Genomic DNA, 16,336 nt, shown 5'->3' with positions numbered 1-16,336 from the left:
TGTGAGCTGCTCCTGCCTGAGCCGCAACAGCCCTGACGAACTTGTCAGAGTCCTGTATCTACGGCCATTCAGCTTCCGTGACCGCCTCGGAATACTGGGAGAAACGTCAGCGGGAGAGGGAATATGGACGCGTTCAACGTCGATGTCATTATTGCCGGTGCCGGCCCGTCGGGTCTTATGCTCGCTGGAGAACTGCGCCTGCAGGGAGTATCCGTCGTCGCGCTCGACCGGCTCGCCGAACCGATGCAGCAGTCACGCGCTCTGGGTTTCTCGGCCCGCACCCTGGAGGAGTTCGGCCAGCGCGGGTTCCTCGGTGAATTCGGTGAGATGGAGGCGATGCCCGGCGGGCATTTCGGCGGCCTTCCCCTCGACTACACCATCGTCGAAGGCGGGAACTTCGGCGTGCGCGGCGTACCGCAGTCCCGGACCGAGGCCATCCTGCACAAGTGGGCCGTGGGCCTGGGCGCCGACGTGCGCCGGGGGCACGAGGTCGTCGGCCTGACGCAGGACGAGAGCGGCGTCGGCGTCGAGGTCACCGGACCCGAGGGGACCGAAGTCCTGCGCGCCCGCTACCTGGTGGGCTGCGACGGTGCCCGCAGCACCGTGCGACGGCTGGCCGGCATCGACTTCCCCGGCGTCAACGCCACCATCGAGATGAAGATGACCGACGTGACCGGCGTCCCGGTCCGGCTGCGGCCCACCGGCGAGGTCACCGAGGCCGGCATGGTGGTCGTACTCCCGCTCGGCCCGCACGCCACACGCGTCGTGGTCTTCGAGCGCGCCGCGGGCGTCCGGCCGACCCAGGAGCCGCCCACCTTCGAGGAGGTGGCCGCCTCCTTCCAGCGGGTGACCGGTGAGGACATCAGCGCCGCCACCCCCCTGTGGACCAGCTACTTCACCGACGCCAGCCGTCAGGCCGCCGAATACCGCAGGGGCCGTGTCTTCCTCGCCGGCGACGCCGCCCACATCCACATGCCGATCGGCGCCCAGGGCATCAGCGCGGGCGTCGGCGACGTGATCAACCTCGGGTGGAAGCTCGCCGCGCAGCTCAAGGGCCATGCCCCCGAGGGCCTGCTCGACACCTACCACACCGAGCGCCACCCCGTCGGTGCCCGCGTCATCACCAACACCCTGGCGCAGCGCACCCTCTACCTCGGCGGCCCCGAAGCCCAGCCGCTGCGCGACCTGTTCGCGGAGCTGGTGCGGATCGAGGCGGTGCGCCACCATCTCGTCGGCCTCGTCACCGGCCTGGACATCACCTACGGCGCGGCCCCGGGCGGTCACCCGCTGCTCGGCCGCCGCCTGCCGAAGCAGTCGCTGCTGGTGGGCGACACCAAGACCACCACGTACGAACTGCTCCAGGCGGGCCGGCCGGTCCTGCTCGACATGTTCGACAACGCGGCGCTGCGTGACGCGGCGGCCGGCTGGGCGGACCGGGTCGACATCGTGACGGCCCGCCGCCCCGAGGAAGGGGCCCCGGCCGCCAACCTCCTGGTGCGTCCCGACGGTTACGTCGCCTGGGCGAGCCCCGCCGGCTCCGTCGACGGGCTGACCGACTCCCTGGCGCAGTGGTTCGGCGAGTCCCGCGCCTGACGACACCCGAGGACCCATGAACCCGAGGAAGCCCGAGGAAGAAGGAGAGTGCGGTCTTGTCCACCAAGTCTGAGGAGCGGAAAGAGGCCCCCGAGGCCGCCGAGTGGACCCAGTGCGACGTGGCGATCCTTGGCTCGGGCCTCGCGGGCTCGATCATGGGCGCGATCCTGGCCCGGCAGGGCGTCGACGTCGTACTGATCGACGCGGGGCAGCACCCGCGGTTCGCCGTCGGCGAGTCCCAGAACCCGCAACTCGTCGAGTGGCTGCACATCCTGGCCGCCCGTTACGACGTGCCCGAGATCAGGCACATGCTCGACATCAAGGCGATCACCGAGCACATGGGGCCCCACCACGGCCGCAAGCAGAGCTTCGGGTTCGTCCTGCACGGGGAGAACCGCGAGCCGGACCCGCGCGAGGCGACCATGTTCGTCATCCCGAAGATGCTCACCGAGGCCATCCACCTGTTCCGCCAGGACACGGACTCGTACTACCTGAACGTCGCGGCCAAGTACGGTTGCACGCTGCGGCAGAACTGGTTCGCCACCGACCTGGACTTCGACGAGGACGGGGTCACGGTCACCGGCAGGAACGGCGAGGTGTTCCGCGCCAAGTACCTCATCGACGCGAGCGGCTTCCGCTCCCCGCTGGCCCAGAAGCTCGACCTGCGCGAGCAGCCGTCCCGGCTCAAGCACCACGCCCGCTCGATGTTCACGCACTACGTGGGCATCAAGCCGTACGACGACGTGTGCAACTACCCGGAGGCGCTGCGCCCGCCGTCCGAGTCCCCCTTCCACGGCGGGACCCTGCACCATCTCATCGAGCGCGGCTGGTTCTGGATCATCCCGTTCGACAACTACAAGGACTCCAAGAACCCCGCCTGCAGCGTCGGCCTGACCTTCGACGAGCGGCTGTACCCGAAGCCGGCGGATCTGACCCCGGAGCAGGAGTTCCAGCACTACCTCGACAAGTACCCCGCGGTGAAACGGCAGTTCGAGGGCGCCAGCCGGATCCGTGAATGGGTCTCCACACCCGACCGTATCCAGTACTCCTCCAAGCAGACCGTCGGCGCCCGCTGGTGCCTGATGTCGCATGCCGCCGGCTTCGTCGACCCGCTGTACTCGCGCGGTCTGTCCAACACCTTCGAGGTCGTGGACGCGCTGGCCTGGCGGCTGCTGGACGCTCTGCGCGAGGACGACTTCTCCGAGGAGCGCTTCGAGTACGTCGAGCGACTGGAGCAGGGCCTGCTGGACCACAACGACAAGATCGTCAACAGCTCGTACATCGCCTTCAGCCACTTCCGGCTGTGGAACGCGGTCTTCCGGGTCTGGGCCTGCTTCACCACACCGGCCACCATGCGCCAGATCAGGGCCCGCCAGAACTTCGAACTCGACGGCGACGAGCGGCACTTCAAGGAGATGGAGAACTCTCCCTACACGGGCCTGTGGTGGCCCGACAGCCACTCCTTCAAGCACCTCTTCGAGCTCACCGTCGAGACCTGCGAACGGTACGAGGCGGGCGAGATCGACGGTGACAAGGCCGCGGACATCGTCTTCGAGGGCATCCGTGACTGCGAGTCCGTCAATACGCCCTTCGGCTGGAAGGACCCGGAGGACCACAGGTTCTACCGGGCGAGCACTCCCACGATGCTGAAGTTCATGTGGTGGGCCAACACCAGCGGTCCCCAGGACATGCGTGAGCTGGGCCGCTCCTTCCTGGCCGGCTCCGTGCGGGCGGGCCTGCGCGGCCGCAAGGTCTCCTGACTCTCTTCCCTCCTCCTCTTCGCGACGACGCGAATCCCTCTCCACCCGAACTCATCTCGACACGAACGGATACGTGGACTCCACATGATCAGCCGCAGAAAGATGATCAGCGCGGCCGCCGGCGGCCTGGGCGCAGCCGCGGTACTGCCACAGATCAGGCCGGGGGCGGGCATCGCGGCCGCCGCCGAATCGACGACCGCGTCCTCCTGGTCCTCGCTCGCCGCACGGCTCAGCGGGGACCTGGTGCTGCCGACGGACTCCGGCTACGCCGTGGCCAAGCAGCTGGAACTGGCCCAGTACGACGTGATCAGTCCGCAGGCCATCGCGTACTGCGTCGACGCCACCGACGTGGCGACCTCCATCGCCTACGCGTACGCCAGGGGTCTGTCCGTCGCCGTACGCAGTGGTGGACACAACTACGCCGGTGCCTCCACCACACAGGGGCTCGTCATCGACGTGTCCCGGATCAACGCGATCAGCGTGAACTCGCAGACCGTCACGATCGGGCCCGGTTCCCTCAACGTCGACGTGCTGAACACCCTGGCCGACCAGGGCTACGCCCTGAGCAGCGGCGGCTGTCCCACGGTCGCGGCCGGCGGATTCCTCCAGGGCGGCGGCCTGAGCTTCATGACCCGCACCCTGGGCGTGGGCTGCGACTCGGTGCGCTCCGCCCAGGTGGTCCTGGCCGACGGCCGGACCGTCACCGCGTCGGCCACCCAGAACAGCGACCTGTTCTGGGCGATCCGCGGTGGTGGTGGCGGCAACTTCGGCGTCATCACCTCGTACACCCTTGAGCACCATGTCGTCGGCGACCTGCTGGTGTCGTACCTCGCCTTCCCCTACGAGCGCTCCGCCGAGGTCCTCGACGCCGCCACCCGGTGGCTGGTGGACGCGCCGAACTCCATCAGCGGCGGCACCTACATCACGCTGCCGGACGCCGCGCCCGGCGCCGTGCCCACCACCACGGTGACCCTTGTCTCCCGGGGTACCTCGGCCGAACTGACCGCGGAGACGGCCCGGTTGCTCGCGCTGACCGGACAGCCCGTCGGACGGCAGGACATGACCGTGTCCTACCGCGACCTGATGATGGGCATCTTCGGCTGTGGCAGCCTGAGCCAGGACGCGTGCCGCCGCTCCGAGAAGACCACCACGGGGCAACTGACCCGGCCGGCCTTCGGCGTGGAGCGGATGCGCATGATCACCGACCCGCTTCCGGCGAGCGGCTGGGCCGAGGTCATGACGGCCTTCGACGGCCAGCGGGCGGCCGGCCAGCGGCGCACGCTGGAGGTCCACTGGTTCGGCGGCGTCTCCAACGACATAGCCGCCAGCGCGACCGCCTACCCCCACCGGGACACGCTCTACTGCGCCAGTTACCGCTCGACGATCGCCGACCCGGCGGCGGCCACCGCGCAGGGCAAGGCGGTGGCCCAGAGCTGGGCCGACGCCGGGTTCGCCGCGGTCGACCCGTACTCCAACGGCGGGACGTACGTGAACTACATGGACCCCGCGCTGCAGGACTGGAAGCAGTCCTACTACCGAGGCAACTACGCGCGCCTGGTCGCGATCAAGAAGAAGTACGACCCGTACCGCTTCTTCTCCTTCACCCAGTCCGTCGGCGCGGCCTGACCCGCCGGAGCCGGCACCCGGCAGGGTGCCGGCTCCCCGGCGTACCGCGCCCATCACAGCAGACACTCAACGAAAGGCTGGACCGCAGTGGAGTCCGCATCCGCTCAGATCCCCCCGTCCGCCCGGATTCTGCAGCTCGCGATGTCGAGTTGGGTCGCGGCAGCCGTCAGCGCGGTCGCCGAGCTCGCCGTGGCCGACGCCCTGGCCCAGGGCCCGTGCGATGTCGAGAGTCTGGCGAAGGACCTCGACGTCGACGCCACCAACCTCTACCGACTGCTGCGCGCCACCGCCGACATCGGCCTCTTCGAGGAAGCCCCCGGACGGGTGTTCACCCTCACCGAGGTCGGTCACGCCCTGCGCAGCGACGCACCGGACTCGATGCGGAACTTCGCGCGCTGGGTCAACACGGCGGCGGAGCGCTACACCTGGACCGGTCTGGCGGACTCCGTACGCACCGGCCGTTCCGTCTTCGAGTCGGTGCACGGCAAGCCGGTCTGGGAGTACATGCTCGAACATCCCGAGGTCAACGCCCTGTTCGACCGGGCCATGACGGACACCTCGTCCCAGGTGACCGCGCCCGCGGTGGCGGCCTACGACTTCGGCACCTTCCGCAAGGTGGTGGACGTCGGTGGCGGCCACGGCCAGTTCCTCGCGGCGATCCTCGCGGCCAACCCGGCGGTGCGGGGCATCCTGTTCGACCAGCCCGACGTCGTGGCCGGTGCGGGCGACGAGTTCGCGAAGGCCGGGGTCCAGGACCGCGTCGAGATCGTGGGCGGTGACTTCCTCGCCTCGGTACCCGAGGGCGGTGACGCCTATGTGGTGGTGAACGTCCTCCACAACTGGGAGGACGACAAGGCCGAACTCATCCTCGGCGCGATCCGCCGGGCGATGGCCGAGGACGCCCGGGTGCTGCTCGTCGAGGCCGTGATGCCGCCGGACGGCACGGAGGCGCTGACGGTGAAGCTGATGGACCTCAACATGATGGCGCACGCGGACGGGGTCCAGCGCAGTGAGGCCCAGTACGCGGAGCTCTTCGCGCGCGCCGGTCTGAAGCTGTCGCGCGTGCTCTCCGGCGGCGGACTGTGCAGCTTCGTCGAGGCAGTGCGGGCCTGAGCGATGTGGTGGCAGCCGGACCGGGACGACGTCCGTCGTCCCGGTCCGGCCACTGTGTCCGACGGTTCGTCAGGGGCGGCGGCCGTACCAGCCCACGAGCCGGTCGATGCCGGGCGCGTCCTCGGGCACCTCGACGACCGGTCCGAACGGGACCTGGCCGCCCCGGGGTTCGGCGGGCACGGCGTGGTGCATGGCGGCCAGCGGGGCCGCCAGCATCTCCGGGTCCCAGACGGGTGTCTGACCGGTGGCCTTCACCAAGTCCCAGGCGTGCAGCACGAATTCGTTGGTGTAGATCACCGCGGCGGCGACCCCCGGGACCGGGCCCCACGGCAGTCCGATCTCGCGGCCCAGCACGGCGTCGTCCGACCACACCGCGTCGAACTCCTTGCGCGACACGGCCAGCGCCTCGGCCCACTGCCCGTCGGCGACGTCCGGGGCGAAGTGCGGAACGCTCATGAACGAGCCGCCCGTGCCCATCACGGTGAGCCGGCGCAGCACCGACACCAGGTGGTTGGCCATGTCGCGGACCGAGTAGTCGGGACACGGGGTGGCGAGGGCGTACTGCTCGGGGCGTACCGCGGCGAGGGTCTCGCCGACCAGGTCAACGGCCTTGAAGAGGCCACCACGTGGGTCATTGGAAGAGGTAGTCATACCTCGATCCTCTCGGCAGAACAGGTCACCTCATGGCCTATTACCGGAGACAGTGAGAAATGAAGGCGGACCGTCTGGTGGCAACCCTCCTGCTGTTACAGGCGCGAGGACGAGTGACGGCGCGCGAGGTGGCGCGGGAGCTGGAGGTCTCCGAGCGCACCGCCCGGCGGGACCTGGAGGCTCTTGGCGCCGCCGGCATCCCCGTCTACGCGCAGCGCGGCCGGGGCGGCGGCTGGCGCCTGGTCGGCGGCGCCCGCACCGACCTGACCGGACTGACCGAGCGTGAGATCGAGGCGCTGTTCCTCGCGGTGGGGCCGCCCTCGACCTCGCCGGAACTCCGGTCGGCCCTGCGCAAACTCATGCGCGCGATGCCCGAGCCGATGCGACCGCAGGCCGAGGCCGCGGCCGGGTCGGTCGTCGTGGACGTACAGGACTGGTCGCGGACGGAGGAGGGCGCGGGCGGGCCGCACCGGCACACGCTGGAGCGGGCGATCCTCGACCGTGAGCAGATCCGCCTCGGCTACGCCCCCTCGGGCCGGGCGCGGACCGAGCGGACCGTGCATCCGCTCGGTCTGGTCTCCAAGGCGGGCCGCTGGTACCTCGTGGCCGGCGACGGCACCAGGGACGGACTGCGTACCTTCCGGCTCAGCCGGATCGACCGCGCGACCACCACGGGCGAGCCCGCGATCCGCCCCGAGGGGTTCGAACTCGCGGCGGCCTGGCGCGAGTTGACTCAGGAGATGGAACTGCGCATGTCCTCGGTGACCCTGCGCGGCCGGGTCGACCCCGAAGTCCTGCCGCTGCTGGGCGAGTTGTTCGGCGGTCGGCTGTGCGTCGGCGAGGAGCAAACCTGCGGGCGTGTCGGTTTCACGGCCGAGGGCCCCTCGATCCAGGTCCTGGCCGCCCGCCTTGCCGGTCTCGGCGACCGCGTCGAGGTCCTTGAACCACCCGAGGCACGAGACGCCCTCGCCCGCCTCGGACGCTCGATCGTCGCCGTCTACGGCGGGTATCAGAAGCAGAGTCACTTTCCTCTAGGTACCTACTATGTTGAGGATGCTAGCGTCCGGGACGTGACGACGGAGAGCGTCGTCCGACCAGTACGGCGCAGCCGCCCAGCAGCGGTGATCTCACCCAACCCCCTTTGAATCAGGAGCTGTTCATGATTGTTGTCACCGGAGCCACCGGCAACATCGGCCGTCCGCTGGTCGCCGCGCTCGTCGAGGCGGGAGAGGAGGTCGTGGCCCTCTCGCGCAGCGCGGAGCCCGCCGGGCTGCCGGACGGCGTCCGCACCGTCCAGGCCGATCTCGGGAACTTCGCCGGAGTCAAGCCGGTCCTCGAAGGAGCCGACGCCTTCTTCATCCTGCTGGCGGGCGAGCTCAACGGCCCCGGCGAGGCGGCGACGAACCTCCTCGACATCGCCAAGACCGCCGGCGTCAAGCGCGTCGTGCTCGTCTCCTCCCAGCTCGCCGGTACGCGCTCGGACACCGTCTCGCACAACCGTCTGCGCGAGTTCGAGGCCGCCGTACGCGCCTCCGGCCTGGACTACACGATCCTGCGCCCGGGCGGTTTCGCCTCCAACGCGTACGCGTGGTCCGAGTCGGTGCGCACGAACCGTACGGTGTTCTCGCCCTTCGGCGACGTGGCGCTGCCCGTCATCGACCCGGCGGACATCGCCGATGTCGCGGCGGTCGCGTTGCGCGAGGACGGTCACGCCGGGCAGACGTACGTGCTGACCGGTCCCGAGGCCGTCGGACCGCGGCGACAGGCCGAGATGATCTCCGAGGTGCTCGGCGAGGACGTGAACTTCGTGGAGCTGACCCGCGAGGACGCCCACGCCGTCATGGCGCAGTTCATGCCGGAAGAGGTCGTCGGCGGCACGCTCGACGTCCTGGGCACCCCGCTCCCGGTCGAGCAGCAGGTCAGCCCCGACGTGGAGAAGGTCCTCGGGCGCCCGGCCCGTCCGTTCGGCGAGTGGGTCACACGGAACCTGCCCGCGTTCAAGTAGGGCTGCGCCGGGCCACACACCCCTGCGCCGTCGCCGGGTTCCCGCTGCGAGCATTCCCCCGCGGCAGTGGGAACCCGGCGGCCCTCCATGTGTGCGGGACACTCGGCGCGGCGGCACCGCGGAGCATCCGTGGCGTGGCACTCGGATCCTGCGCGGACGGCCTCGGCAGGGTGGCCGGCCGCTGGACATCCCTCCTGGTCAACACCTCGTGCCTGGTCGTCGAACAGACGCCGGAACACCGATCGACAAGGCCGTCACGGCCGCCGCGACCGGCACCACGAAGCCCGCCGCCGGCGATCCGTGCTCCGCAGCCCAGCCACCCGCCGCCGAACCGCACGCGATCCCCAGCAGCAAGCCCGTCACCGCCAGACTCATGCCCTCGTTCAACCGGCCCTCCGGCGTGCGGTGCTGGAGCAAGGTCATCGCGGTGACCATCGTCGGGGCCGTCGCCGTGCCTGCCGGCACCAGGGCCGCCGCCAGCGCGGGCAGCGAGCCCAGCGTGCCTGCCGCCAGCAGCGGCAGGGTCATCAGGGCGCTCATCGCCAACAGGCACCACCGCAGCCGGAGTTCCGGCGCCCCCGTCGGCTTCAGCCTCCCGTACAGCAGGCCCGCCGCGCACGAGCCGGCCGCCTGGAGGGCCAACACCGCACCGCCCACCGCACGGTGACCCGTCGCGTTCGCGTACGCCAGCGTGGCGACCTCCATCGAACCGAACACCGCGCCCGTCGCCACGAAACCGGCGAGGAGGGGCCGGATGCCGGGCACGCGCAGGGGCAGACCGCCCTTCGGGGCCGGGCTCGGCGGTGGTTCCGTCGAACGCTGGGCCGTGAAGATCAGCATTCCGGTCAGCAGCAGCACCGCGCCGACCAGCGTCCCCGCCTCCGGGAAGAACGTGCCGCACAGGAACGCCGCCAGCGCCGGGCCCAGCATGAAGCACAGCTCGTCGGCCGCCTGCTCGAAGGAGTTCGCGGTGTGCAGGGCCTCGGTGTCGCCGACGAGCAGATGGGCCCAGCGGGCGCGGGACATGCCGCCGGTGTTGGGGGTCGTCGCGGTGGCCGCGTACGCGGCGAACAGGGTCCAGTCGGGGGCGCCGTAGCGCACGCAGAGAAGTAGGGACAGAGAGCCCAGGAACGCAACCACCGTTGCCGGCACGGCCGTTCGGGACTGGCCGTACCGGTCCGTCAGGCGCGCGATCCACGGCCCGGCGAGCGCCGTCGCCGCGAGGCCGGTCGCGGTGACGGCGCCGGCGAGGGCGTACGAGCCCCGTGAACCGGCGATCATCACGACCGCGCTCACGCTGAACATGCCCGCGGGGAGGCGGGCGATCAGGTTCCCGGCGGTGAAGGCGCGGGTGCCGGGGAGGGAGAAGAGGTGGCGGTACATGTCTCCCACCGTGACTCCCGGACGATCAAGGGGTCCAACACCTGTTCCGCGCCGATTCACGCCCCTGCGTTGTAAGTTCGCCGGATGCCCCGGACACCGGCCCACGTGGACCTCCGACTCCTCCGCGCCTTTCTCGCCGTGGCCGAGGAGCTGCACTTCACTCGCGCCGCCACCCGGCTCTACGTCGCCCAGTAGGCGCTGAGTCGTGATGTGCGGCGGCTGGAGCGGGAGTTGGGCGCCGAACTGTTCGTGCGGACCACCCGGCAGGTGACGTTGACGGCGGACGGTGCGCGGCTGGTGCCGTATGCCCGACAGGTGCTCGCCGCGCAGGACGAGTTGCTCGCCGCGTTCCGGCAGGCCCGGCCCCTGCTCGTGGATCTGAACTCGCCGGGCCTTGGCACCGGGCGCCGGGTGCTGCACCGGGCCCGTGAACTCGCCCCGGAGCAGGAGCTGATGGCCCGCTACGAGAGCGGACTGACGGGAGCCGCGGGGGAGTTGCTGGCGGGGCGGCTCGACGTGTCGTTCGGACGGTTCGCCGGGCTCGATCCGGTGCTGCGGGCCGGGCTCTGTCATCAACTCGTGCGGTACGAGCCGATGGCGGTCGTACTGCCCGAGGACCACCGGCTGGCGTCGCTCGCGGAGGTGCCGGTGGACGCGCTCAAGGGGGAGGTCGTGTACGCGGGCGCCGGGAATCCGCGTACCCCGGAGTGGACGGATCTCGCGCGGCGGTTGTTCGAGGGGCGTGACATCGAGGTTGCGGCGCCCGCGCCTATGGCCGTAGGCGAGGAGGAATTCGAACGGGTGATGGGTCGGACGCGGAACCCGATTCTTGCTGTAGTGGGCTTTCCGGCCATGCGCCGGACCGTGCTGCGGCCCCTGGTGAAGCCGGTGCCCTTGTCCCCCGTGTCGCTCGTGTGGCGAAAGGGGCTGGTGCACCCCGGATTCGACGCGCTTCGACGCGCTGCGGTGGAGATCGGTGCCGCCGAGAGATGGCTTCGCCAGCCCGTGGATGGATGGATTCCAGCCATGGACGTGGACATGCTAAAAACGTAGAAATTACGCATCCCGTCACATGTGAGGTCTCGTTACGCTACCTTCGGTGACCTGGGCACGGTGTGGTACAGGGGGCGCGTGGACCGGGTGGGGGCCCGGTTCGACGGCGTGTGCTCAGGGTCGTCTGCGCGCCCGGAACAGTTCCGTGGGGGGAAGTGCGTGCGCGTGGAAAAGTGGCGAGAAGACGCCCAACCGGAATGGCCCCGGGCTGCATCCGCGACCAGAGACGTACCGGTCGTAGGCGGAGAGGCCCAGGCGTTCCCGGAGACCGGAGCAGCCGGAGCGGTCGGGGTGACCGGAGCGGCCGGGGGACCGGAGATCCTGGACGGCGGTCGGCATGGCCGTCATGGTGGTCACGCCGGTCGTGTCGGCCGTATACGGAACGAGCCGTCCGGACCACCGGGGTCGTCCTGGCCCGTCGTCCCCGAGGGAGTACGTGGGGGACCGGCAGGGCCGCTCACCGATCCGCCCATCGGTCCGTCCGGTGCCCTGGCCGATCCCTGGGGCGCGCCCGCGGCGAACGACCCCGACGAGGTGACCGTCCAACTCGACGGCCCTGCCGAGGAGTTGGGTGACCCGGGAGCGAAGGGTGCCGGTCATGACGGATCGGACGGGCCCGTCTTCGTCGACGAGTCCGGCCGCCGCAGCCGTAGATACCGCCGGATCGGCATGGCCGTCGGCATCGTCTGCGCGGTGTACGCCGTCGTCATCGTCGCCACACTGCTGTCCGGCAGCTCGGACGCGCCGTGGCTCCCGGTGCCGGGGCAGAAGGACGACCCGCCCGCGAGCAAGGTCGACACCTCGCCGCTGCCCGCCGAGTCGGGCCGGCCGTCCGGTGGCGGCGGCGTGGCGCCGGGGAACATCCCGACGGCGAGTGACGGTACGACACCGTCGCCGGGCGCCGGCGCGAGCGCGAGCGGCGCGTCCAAGGCCCCTGGTGGCAAGGCGACCACGTCGGCGTCTCCCAAGCCGTCCGCGAGCAAGAGCACGTCGGCCCCGGCCGGCGGGACCGTGAGCAATCCGGTCGTACAGCCCTCGCACCCGCAGGACACTCCGTCGTCCGGCCCGAGCACGCCGACGGCCGGTACGAGCGCCCCGGCGCAGCCCACCACGCCGACCCCGACCCCGACGGCGGGCACCGGCACGGTCGCTGACGCGCCGAACACGCCGTCGCCCGTGGCGCAGGGCTCGGCCGCGCCCTCCGAACCGGCAACGGCACCGGCAACGGCACCGGCCCCGGCCCCGTCCATGACCCCGGAGCACATCGTCTGATGGCATCGCACAACCGCCGCCCCGCAGCCACGAACACGGCCCCGGGCGGCCGTCACGGAGGCATGCCCAAAACGGCGCGCGGCTTCCGGCGGCGCCGCATCTCCATGCGGTTCCTGCTGCCGATGCTGCTTCTCGTCGCGATGCTGGCGATGCTGATGCTGCGCGGCTATGTGCACAGCGAGATCCTCGCCGACCACCGCATCCGCCCCGAGGCCGCGACCGACAAGGTGCCGGAGAAGATCCTCGACGGCGGCCCGGTCATCGACACCCGCAGCGGCCGTACGACGAGCCTGGACGTGCCGGACCACGACATCGTCCTCACCTTCGACGACGGCCCCGACCCGACCTGGACCCCCAAGGTCCTGGACGTGCTCAAGAAGCATCACGCGCACGGCGTCTTCTTCGTCACCGGCACCATGACCTCGCGCTACCCGGACCTGGTCAAACGCATCGTGGACGAGGGCAACGAGGTCGGCGTGCACACCTTCAGCCACCCCGACCTCTCCTTCCAGTCCAAGAAGCGCATCGACTGGGAGCTGTCGCAGACCCAGCTCGCGATCACCGGCGCGGCCGGCATCCGTACGTCGCTGTTCCGGCCGCCGTACTCCTCCTCCGCCGACGCGATGGACAACCTGTCCTGGCCGGTGACCGAGTACATCGGCACCCGCGGCTACATCACCGCCGTCAACAACACGGACAGCGAGGACTGGCAGAAGCCCGGCGTCGCGAAGATCATCAGCAATGCCACCCCGCGCGAAGGCAAGGGCGCGATCGTCCTGATGCACGACTCGGGCGGCGACCGCCATCAGACCGTGCAGGCGCTCGACAAGTTCCTGCCGGAGATGCAGGCCAAGGGCTACAAGTTCGACAACCTCACCGAGGCGCTCGGCGCGCCCAGCGCGCTCACCCCGGTGACCGGCCTGAACCTGTGGAAGGGCAAGGCCTGGACCTTCCTGGTCCAGGCCTCGGACAACATCACCGACATCCTGGTGGTCGGCCTGGCGATCACCGGCTCCCTCGTCATCGCCCGCTTCGTGCTGATGCTCCTGCTCTCGGTGATCCACGCCCGCCGGGTCCGCCGCAAGGACTTCGCCTGGGGCCCACCGGTCACCGAACCGGTCACGGTCCTCGTCCCGGCGTACAACGAGGCCAAGTGCATTGAGAACACGGTCCGTTCACTGATGGCGAGCGAGCATCCCGTCGAGGTGATCGTCGTCGACGACGGCTCGGCGGACGGCACGGCGAGAATCGTGGAGGCGATGGACCTCCCGAACGTCCGGGTCGTACGCCAGCTCAACGCGGGCAAGCCGGCCGCCCTCAACCGCGGCCTGGCGAACGCGAGTCACGACCTCATCGTGATGATGGACGGCGACACGGTCTTCGAACCGGCCACCGTACGGGAGCTGGTCCAGCCCTTTGGCGACCCGCGCGTGGGCGCGGTGGCGGGCAACGCGAAGGTGGGCAACCGCGATTCGCTGATCGGCGCCTGGCAGCACATCGAGTACGTGATGGGCTTCAACCTCGACCGCCGGATGTACGACGTCCTGCGCTGCATGCCGACGATCCCGGGCGCCGTGGGGGCCTTCAGGAGAAGCGCGCTGGAGCGGGTCGGCGGCATGAGCGACGACACCCTCGCCGAGGACACCGACATCACGATGGCGATCCACCGCGACGGCTGGCGCGTCGTCTACGCCGAGCAGGCCCGCGCCTGGACCGAGGCACCGGAGACGGTCCAGCAGTTGTGGTCCCAGCGCTACCGCTGGTCCTACGGCACGATGCAGGCGATCTGGAAACACCGGGGCGCGCTGCTCGACCGCGGCCCGTCCGGCCGCTTCGGCAGGGTCGGTCTGCCGCTGGTGGCCCTCTTCATGGTCATCGCCCCCATCCTGGCCCCGCTGATCGACGTATTCCTGCTCTACGGCCTGGTGTTCGGCCTGACCGAGAAGACCTTCCTGGCCTGGCTGGGCGTCCTCGCCATCCAGGCGTTCTGCGCGGCGTACGCCTTCCGCCTGGATCGCGAACGCATGACCCACCTCGTCTCGCTGCCGCTCCAGCAGATCCTCTACCGCCAACTCATGTACGTCGTACTGCTCCAGTCCTGGATCACCGCGCTCACCGGAGGCCGCCTGCGCTGGCAGAAGCTGCGGCGCACGGGAGTTGTGGAGGCACCCGGCGGTCCGGTACCGACCCAGCGCAACCGCACTGGCAGTGACGATCGGAGGCCGGTCGCATGACGCACGGATACCCGACGGGAACGAACCAGGGCTCCGGCTCCGATCCCGAATCGACTCCGGTGTACGGCATTCCCCAACAGCGGCAGCAGGAAGCCGAGTTGGCGCCGGAGCCGGCGAAGGCGAAGGCGAAGGCTGGCGGAGGCGGCCGGGACCGCTACCTCGACCTCCTCCGCTCGATCGCCCTCGTCCGGGTGGTCGTCTACCACCTCTTCGGCTGGGCCTGGCTTTCCGTCCTGTTCCCTTCCATGGGCGTGATGTTCGCGCTGGCGGGTTCCCTGATGGCCCGCTCCCTGAACCGTCCGGCGCTGGGAGTGATCAGGGGCCGGCTACGGCGACTGCTGCCCCCGCTCTGGGCGTTCAGCGCGGTGGTGCTGGTGCTGACGTTCGCGATGGGCTGGAACCCGCTCAAGGACCCTGACATGGGCGGTACTTGGTGGGGCGCGGCGAAGGTGTTCGACTACATCGTGCCGGTCGGCGCACCGCCGTACCCCGAGCATCTGGGGTCCGAATCAGGCCTGTTGGAGAGCACGTGGGCGGACCAGGCGGCGGGCCCGCTCTGGTACCTGCGGGCCTATCTGTGGTTCGTGATCGCGTCACCGCTGCTGCTGTGGGCGTTCCGGCGGGTTCCGTGGGCGACGCTGCTGGCGCCGTTGGCGTTGACGGCGGTTGTCGGTACGGGGCTGGTGACGATCCCGGGTGAGACGGGCAACGCGGTGTCCGACTTCGCGGTGTACGGCGGGTGTTGGGTCCTGGGCTTCGCCCATCACGAGGGCGTGCTGAAGCAAGTCCCGCGCTATCTCGCGGTGTCGGGCGCGACCGTCGTCATGGGCTTCGGCCTGTGGTGGGCGTCGGGCCATCTGGGCCCGGACGGGTGGGACCTGAACGACATCCCGCTGGCGCAGGCGACGTGGTCCTTCGGGATCGTGGTGATCCTGCTCCAGTACGCCCCGTCCTGGCAGGAGTTGCCGGGCCGCCTGGCCCGCTGGGACAAGCTGGTGACCCTCTCCAACAACCGCGCCGTCACGATCTACCTGTGGCACAACCTCCTCATCATGGCCACGGTCCCGATCATCGACCAGCTGTACAACCTGCCGTTCATGGAGAGCGACAGCGCGACAGCCCTGCTCGACAAGGCGGACACGTTCCTGATGTTCGTCCTCATCTGGCCGCTCATCGCGGTGGCGATCCTGGCGTTCGGCTGGATCGAGGACATCGCGGCGAAGCGGGCGCCGAGGTTGTGGCCGAACGGAGTCAGCGGTGGGGGGAGTCGGCGGAAGGGGACTTGAGGGTGTGTATCAGGTGCCGCAGGCCGGCGGGTGTGGTGGTGATGATCGTGTTGCGGGTGTCGCTTTCGCGGAGGCGGACGGTGCGACTCCCCCCGCCGCACGCGTCGCACGTGTGACCGTACGGGCCGCCCTCGACAGGCGGCCCGGCGAGCGGCTCCCGCCTGCTTCGCTCGACGCCGACGGCGGACGCGGCCTCCACCTCGTACAGGCGTATGCCACTTCTCGGGGCGGCCGGCCGATCGGTGACGGCGGGCTGCTGGACCGGGGAGCCGGAAAGCTGCTGTGGTTCGAGGCCGCCCACACCCATCCCGCAGAACTGTGACACTTCCGCACAGAGTGCCACGCTCTTTCCACCCCACC

At 70.2% G+C, this 16,336-nt stretch carries 12 protein-coding genes and 1 pseudogene; 11 read left to right on the top strand and 2 right to left on the bottom strand.

The annotated features are described in order from the left end of the window. The first annotated feature begins 123 nt into the window (after positions 1 to 123). The 4 genes from AB0I51_RS39125 (at position 124) to AB0I51_RS39110 (ending at position 6,092) form a co-directional block, all read left to right on the top strand. Entirely contained in the window at positions 124 to 1,593 is a 1,470-nt protein-coding gene (locus AB0I51_RS39125; protein WP_362983141.1) for an FAD-dependent monooxygenase, read from the top strand. 56 nt (positions 1,594 to 1,649) lie between these two features. Beyond that, positions 1,650 to 3,353, top strand: coding sequence for an FAD-dependent monooxygenase (locus tag AB0I51_RS39120; protein WP_362983140.1), 1,704 nt, complete (start codon positions 1,650 to 1,652; stop codon positions 3,351 to 3,353). An 84-nt stretch (positions 3,354 to 3,437) separates the two neighbouring features. Further along, positions 3,438 to 4,979 (top strand): FAD-dependent oxidoreductase, encoded by a 1,542-nt coding sequence (locus AB0I51_RS39115; RefSeq protein WP_362983139.1) that lies wholly within the window; start codon positions 3,438 to 3,440, stop codon positions 4,977 to 4,979. A gap of 87 nt (positions 4,980 to 5,066) precedes the next feature. Further along, complete coding sequence (locus AB0I51_RS39110; RefSeq protein WP_362983138.1) at positions 5,067 to 6,092, top strand: methyltransferase; 1,026 nt, start codon at positions 5,067 to 5,069, stop codon at positions 6,090 to 6,092. Positions 6,093 to 6,161: 69 nt separating this feature from the next. Here AB0I51_RS39110 and AB0I51_RS39105 read toward each other — a convergent pair whose 3' ends face one another. Beyond that, positions 6,162 to 6,743, bottom strand: a complete 582-nt coding sequence (locus tag AB0I51_RS39105) for a TIGR03086 family metal-binding protein (RefSeq protein WP_362983137.1) — start codon at positions 6,741 to 6,743, stop codon at positions 6,162 to 6,164. Between the two features lie 59 nt (positions 6,744 to 6,802). Here AB0I51_RS39105 and AB0I51_RS39100 point away from each other — a divergent pair, with 59 nt between their 5' ends. Further along, complete coding sequence (locus tag AB0I51_RS39100; protein ID WP_362983136.1) at positions 6,803 to 7,888, top strand: YafY family protein; 1,086 nt, start codon at positions 6,803 to 6,805, stop codon at positions 7,886 to 7,888. A gap of 14 nt (positions 7,889 to 7,902) precedes the next feature. Then, positions 7,903 to 8,748: an NAD(P)H-binding protein gene (locus AB0I51_RS39095; protein ID WP_362983135.1), complete on the top strand. Its 846-nt coding sequence runs from the start codon at positions 7,903 to 7,905 to the stop codon at positions 8,746 to 8,748. Between the two features lie 198 nt (positions 8,749 to 8,946). Here the strand turns inward: AB0I51_RS39095 and AB0I51_RS39090 are convergent, their stop codons facing one another. After that, positions 8,947 to 10,131, bottom strand: a complete 1,185-nt coding sequence (locus AB0I51_RS39090; RefSeq protein ID WP_362983134.1) for an MFS transporter — start codon at positions 10,129 to 10,131, stop codon at positions 8,947 to 8,949. Between the two features lie 84 nt (positions 10,132 to 10,215). Here AB0I51_RS39090 and AB0I51_RS39085 point away from each other — a divergent pair. The 5 genes and pseudogenes from AB0I51_RS39085 to AB0I51_RS39065 all read left to right on the top strand — a co-directional run bounded on the left by AB0I51_RS39085 (position 10,216) and on the right by AB0I51_RS39065 (position 16,298). Next, positions 10,216 to 11,184: pseudogene (locus tag AB0I51_RS39085) on the top strand (LysR family transcriptional regulator). Between the two features lie 669 nt (positions 11,185 to 11,853). Further along, positions 11,854 to 12,456: a hypothetical protein gene (locus tag AB0I51_RS39080; RefSeq protein WP_362983133.1), complete on the top strand. Its 603-nt coding sequence runs from the start codon at positions 11,854 to 11,856 to the stop codon at positions 12,454 to 12,456. Positions 12,457 to 12,518: 62 nt separating this feature from the next. After that, on the top strand, positions 12,519 to 14,690 hold the full coding sequence (locus AB0I51_RS39075; RefSeq protein ID WP_362983132.1) for a bifunctional polysaccharide deacetylase/glycosyltransferase family 2 protein: 2,172 nt from the start codon (positions 12,519 to 12,521) through the stop codon (positions 14,688 to 14,690). Continuing rightward, positions 14,687 to 15,976: an acyltransferase gene (locus AB0I51_RS39070; protein WP_362983131.1), complete on the top strand. Its 1,290-nt coding sequence runs from the start codon at positions 14,687 to 14,689 to the stop codon at positions 15,974 to 15,976. The genes AB0I51_RS39075 and AB0I51_RS39070 overlap by 4 nt, the downstream gene beginning before the upstream one ends. A gap of 112 nt (positions 15,977 to 16,088) precedes the next feature. After that, positions 16,089 to 16,298, top strand: a complete 210-nt coding sequence (locus AB0I51_RS39065) for a hypothetical protein (protein ID WP_362983130.1) — start codon at positions 16,089 to 16,091, stop codon at positions 16,296 to 16,298. Positions 16,299 to 16,336 lie beyond the last annotated feature (38 nt).

It is taken from the genome of Streptomyces sp. NPDC050549 (assembly GCF_040655035.1).
GTDB lineage: Bacteria > Actinomycetota > Actinomycetes > Streptomycetales > Streptomycetaceae > Streptomyces.
Note: the sequence above shows the minus strand (reverse complement) of the source record. Positions and strands in the feature narration are given on the sequence as shown.

Bases quoted from the DNA above. Each gene is read 5' to 3' on its own strand.
- AB0I51_RS39125 (WP_362983141.1), top strand. From the start codon at position 124: ATGGACGCGTTCAACGTCGATGTCATTATTGCCGGTGCCGGCCCGTCG.
- AB0I51_RS39115 (WP_362983139.1), top strand. From the start codon at position 3,438: ATGATCAGCCGCAGAAAGATGATCAGCGCGGCCGCCGGCGGCCTGGGC.
- AB0I51_RS39105 (WP_362983137.1), bottom strand. From the start codon at position 6,743: ATGACTACCTCTTCCAATGACCCACGTGGTGGCCTCTTCAAGGCCGTT.
- AB0I51_RS39100 (WP_362983136.1), top strand. From the start codon at position 6,803: ATGAAGGCGGACCGTCTGGTGGCAACCCTCCTGCTGTTACAGGCGCGA.
- AB0I51_RS39095 (WP_362983135.1), top strand. From the start codon at position 7,903: ATGATTGTTGTCACCGGAGCCACCGGCAACATCGGCCGTCCGCTGGTC.
- AB0I51_RS39090 (WP_362983134.1), bottom strand. From the start codon at position 10,131: ATGTACCGCCACCTCTTCTCCCTCCCCGGCACCCGCGCCTTCACCGCC.
- AB0I51_RS39080 (WP_362983133.1), top strand. From the start codon at position 11,854: ATGGCCGTCGGCATCGTCTGCGCGGTGTACGCCGTCGTCATCGTCGCC.
- AB0I51_RS39075 (WP_362983132.1), top strand. From the start codon at position 12,519: ATGCCCAAAACGGCGCGCGGCTTCCGGCGGCGCCGCATCTCCATGCGG.
- AB0I51_RS39070 (WP_362983131.1), top strand. From the start codon at position 14,687: ATGACGCACGGATACCCGACGGGAACGAACCAGGGCTCCGGCTCCGAT.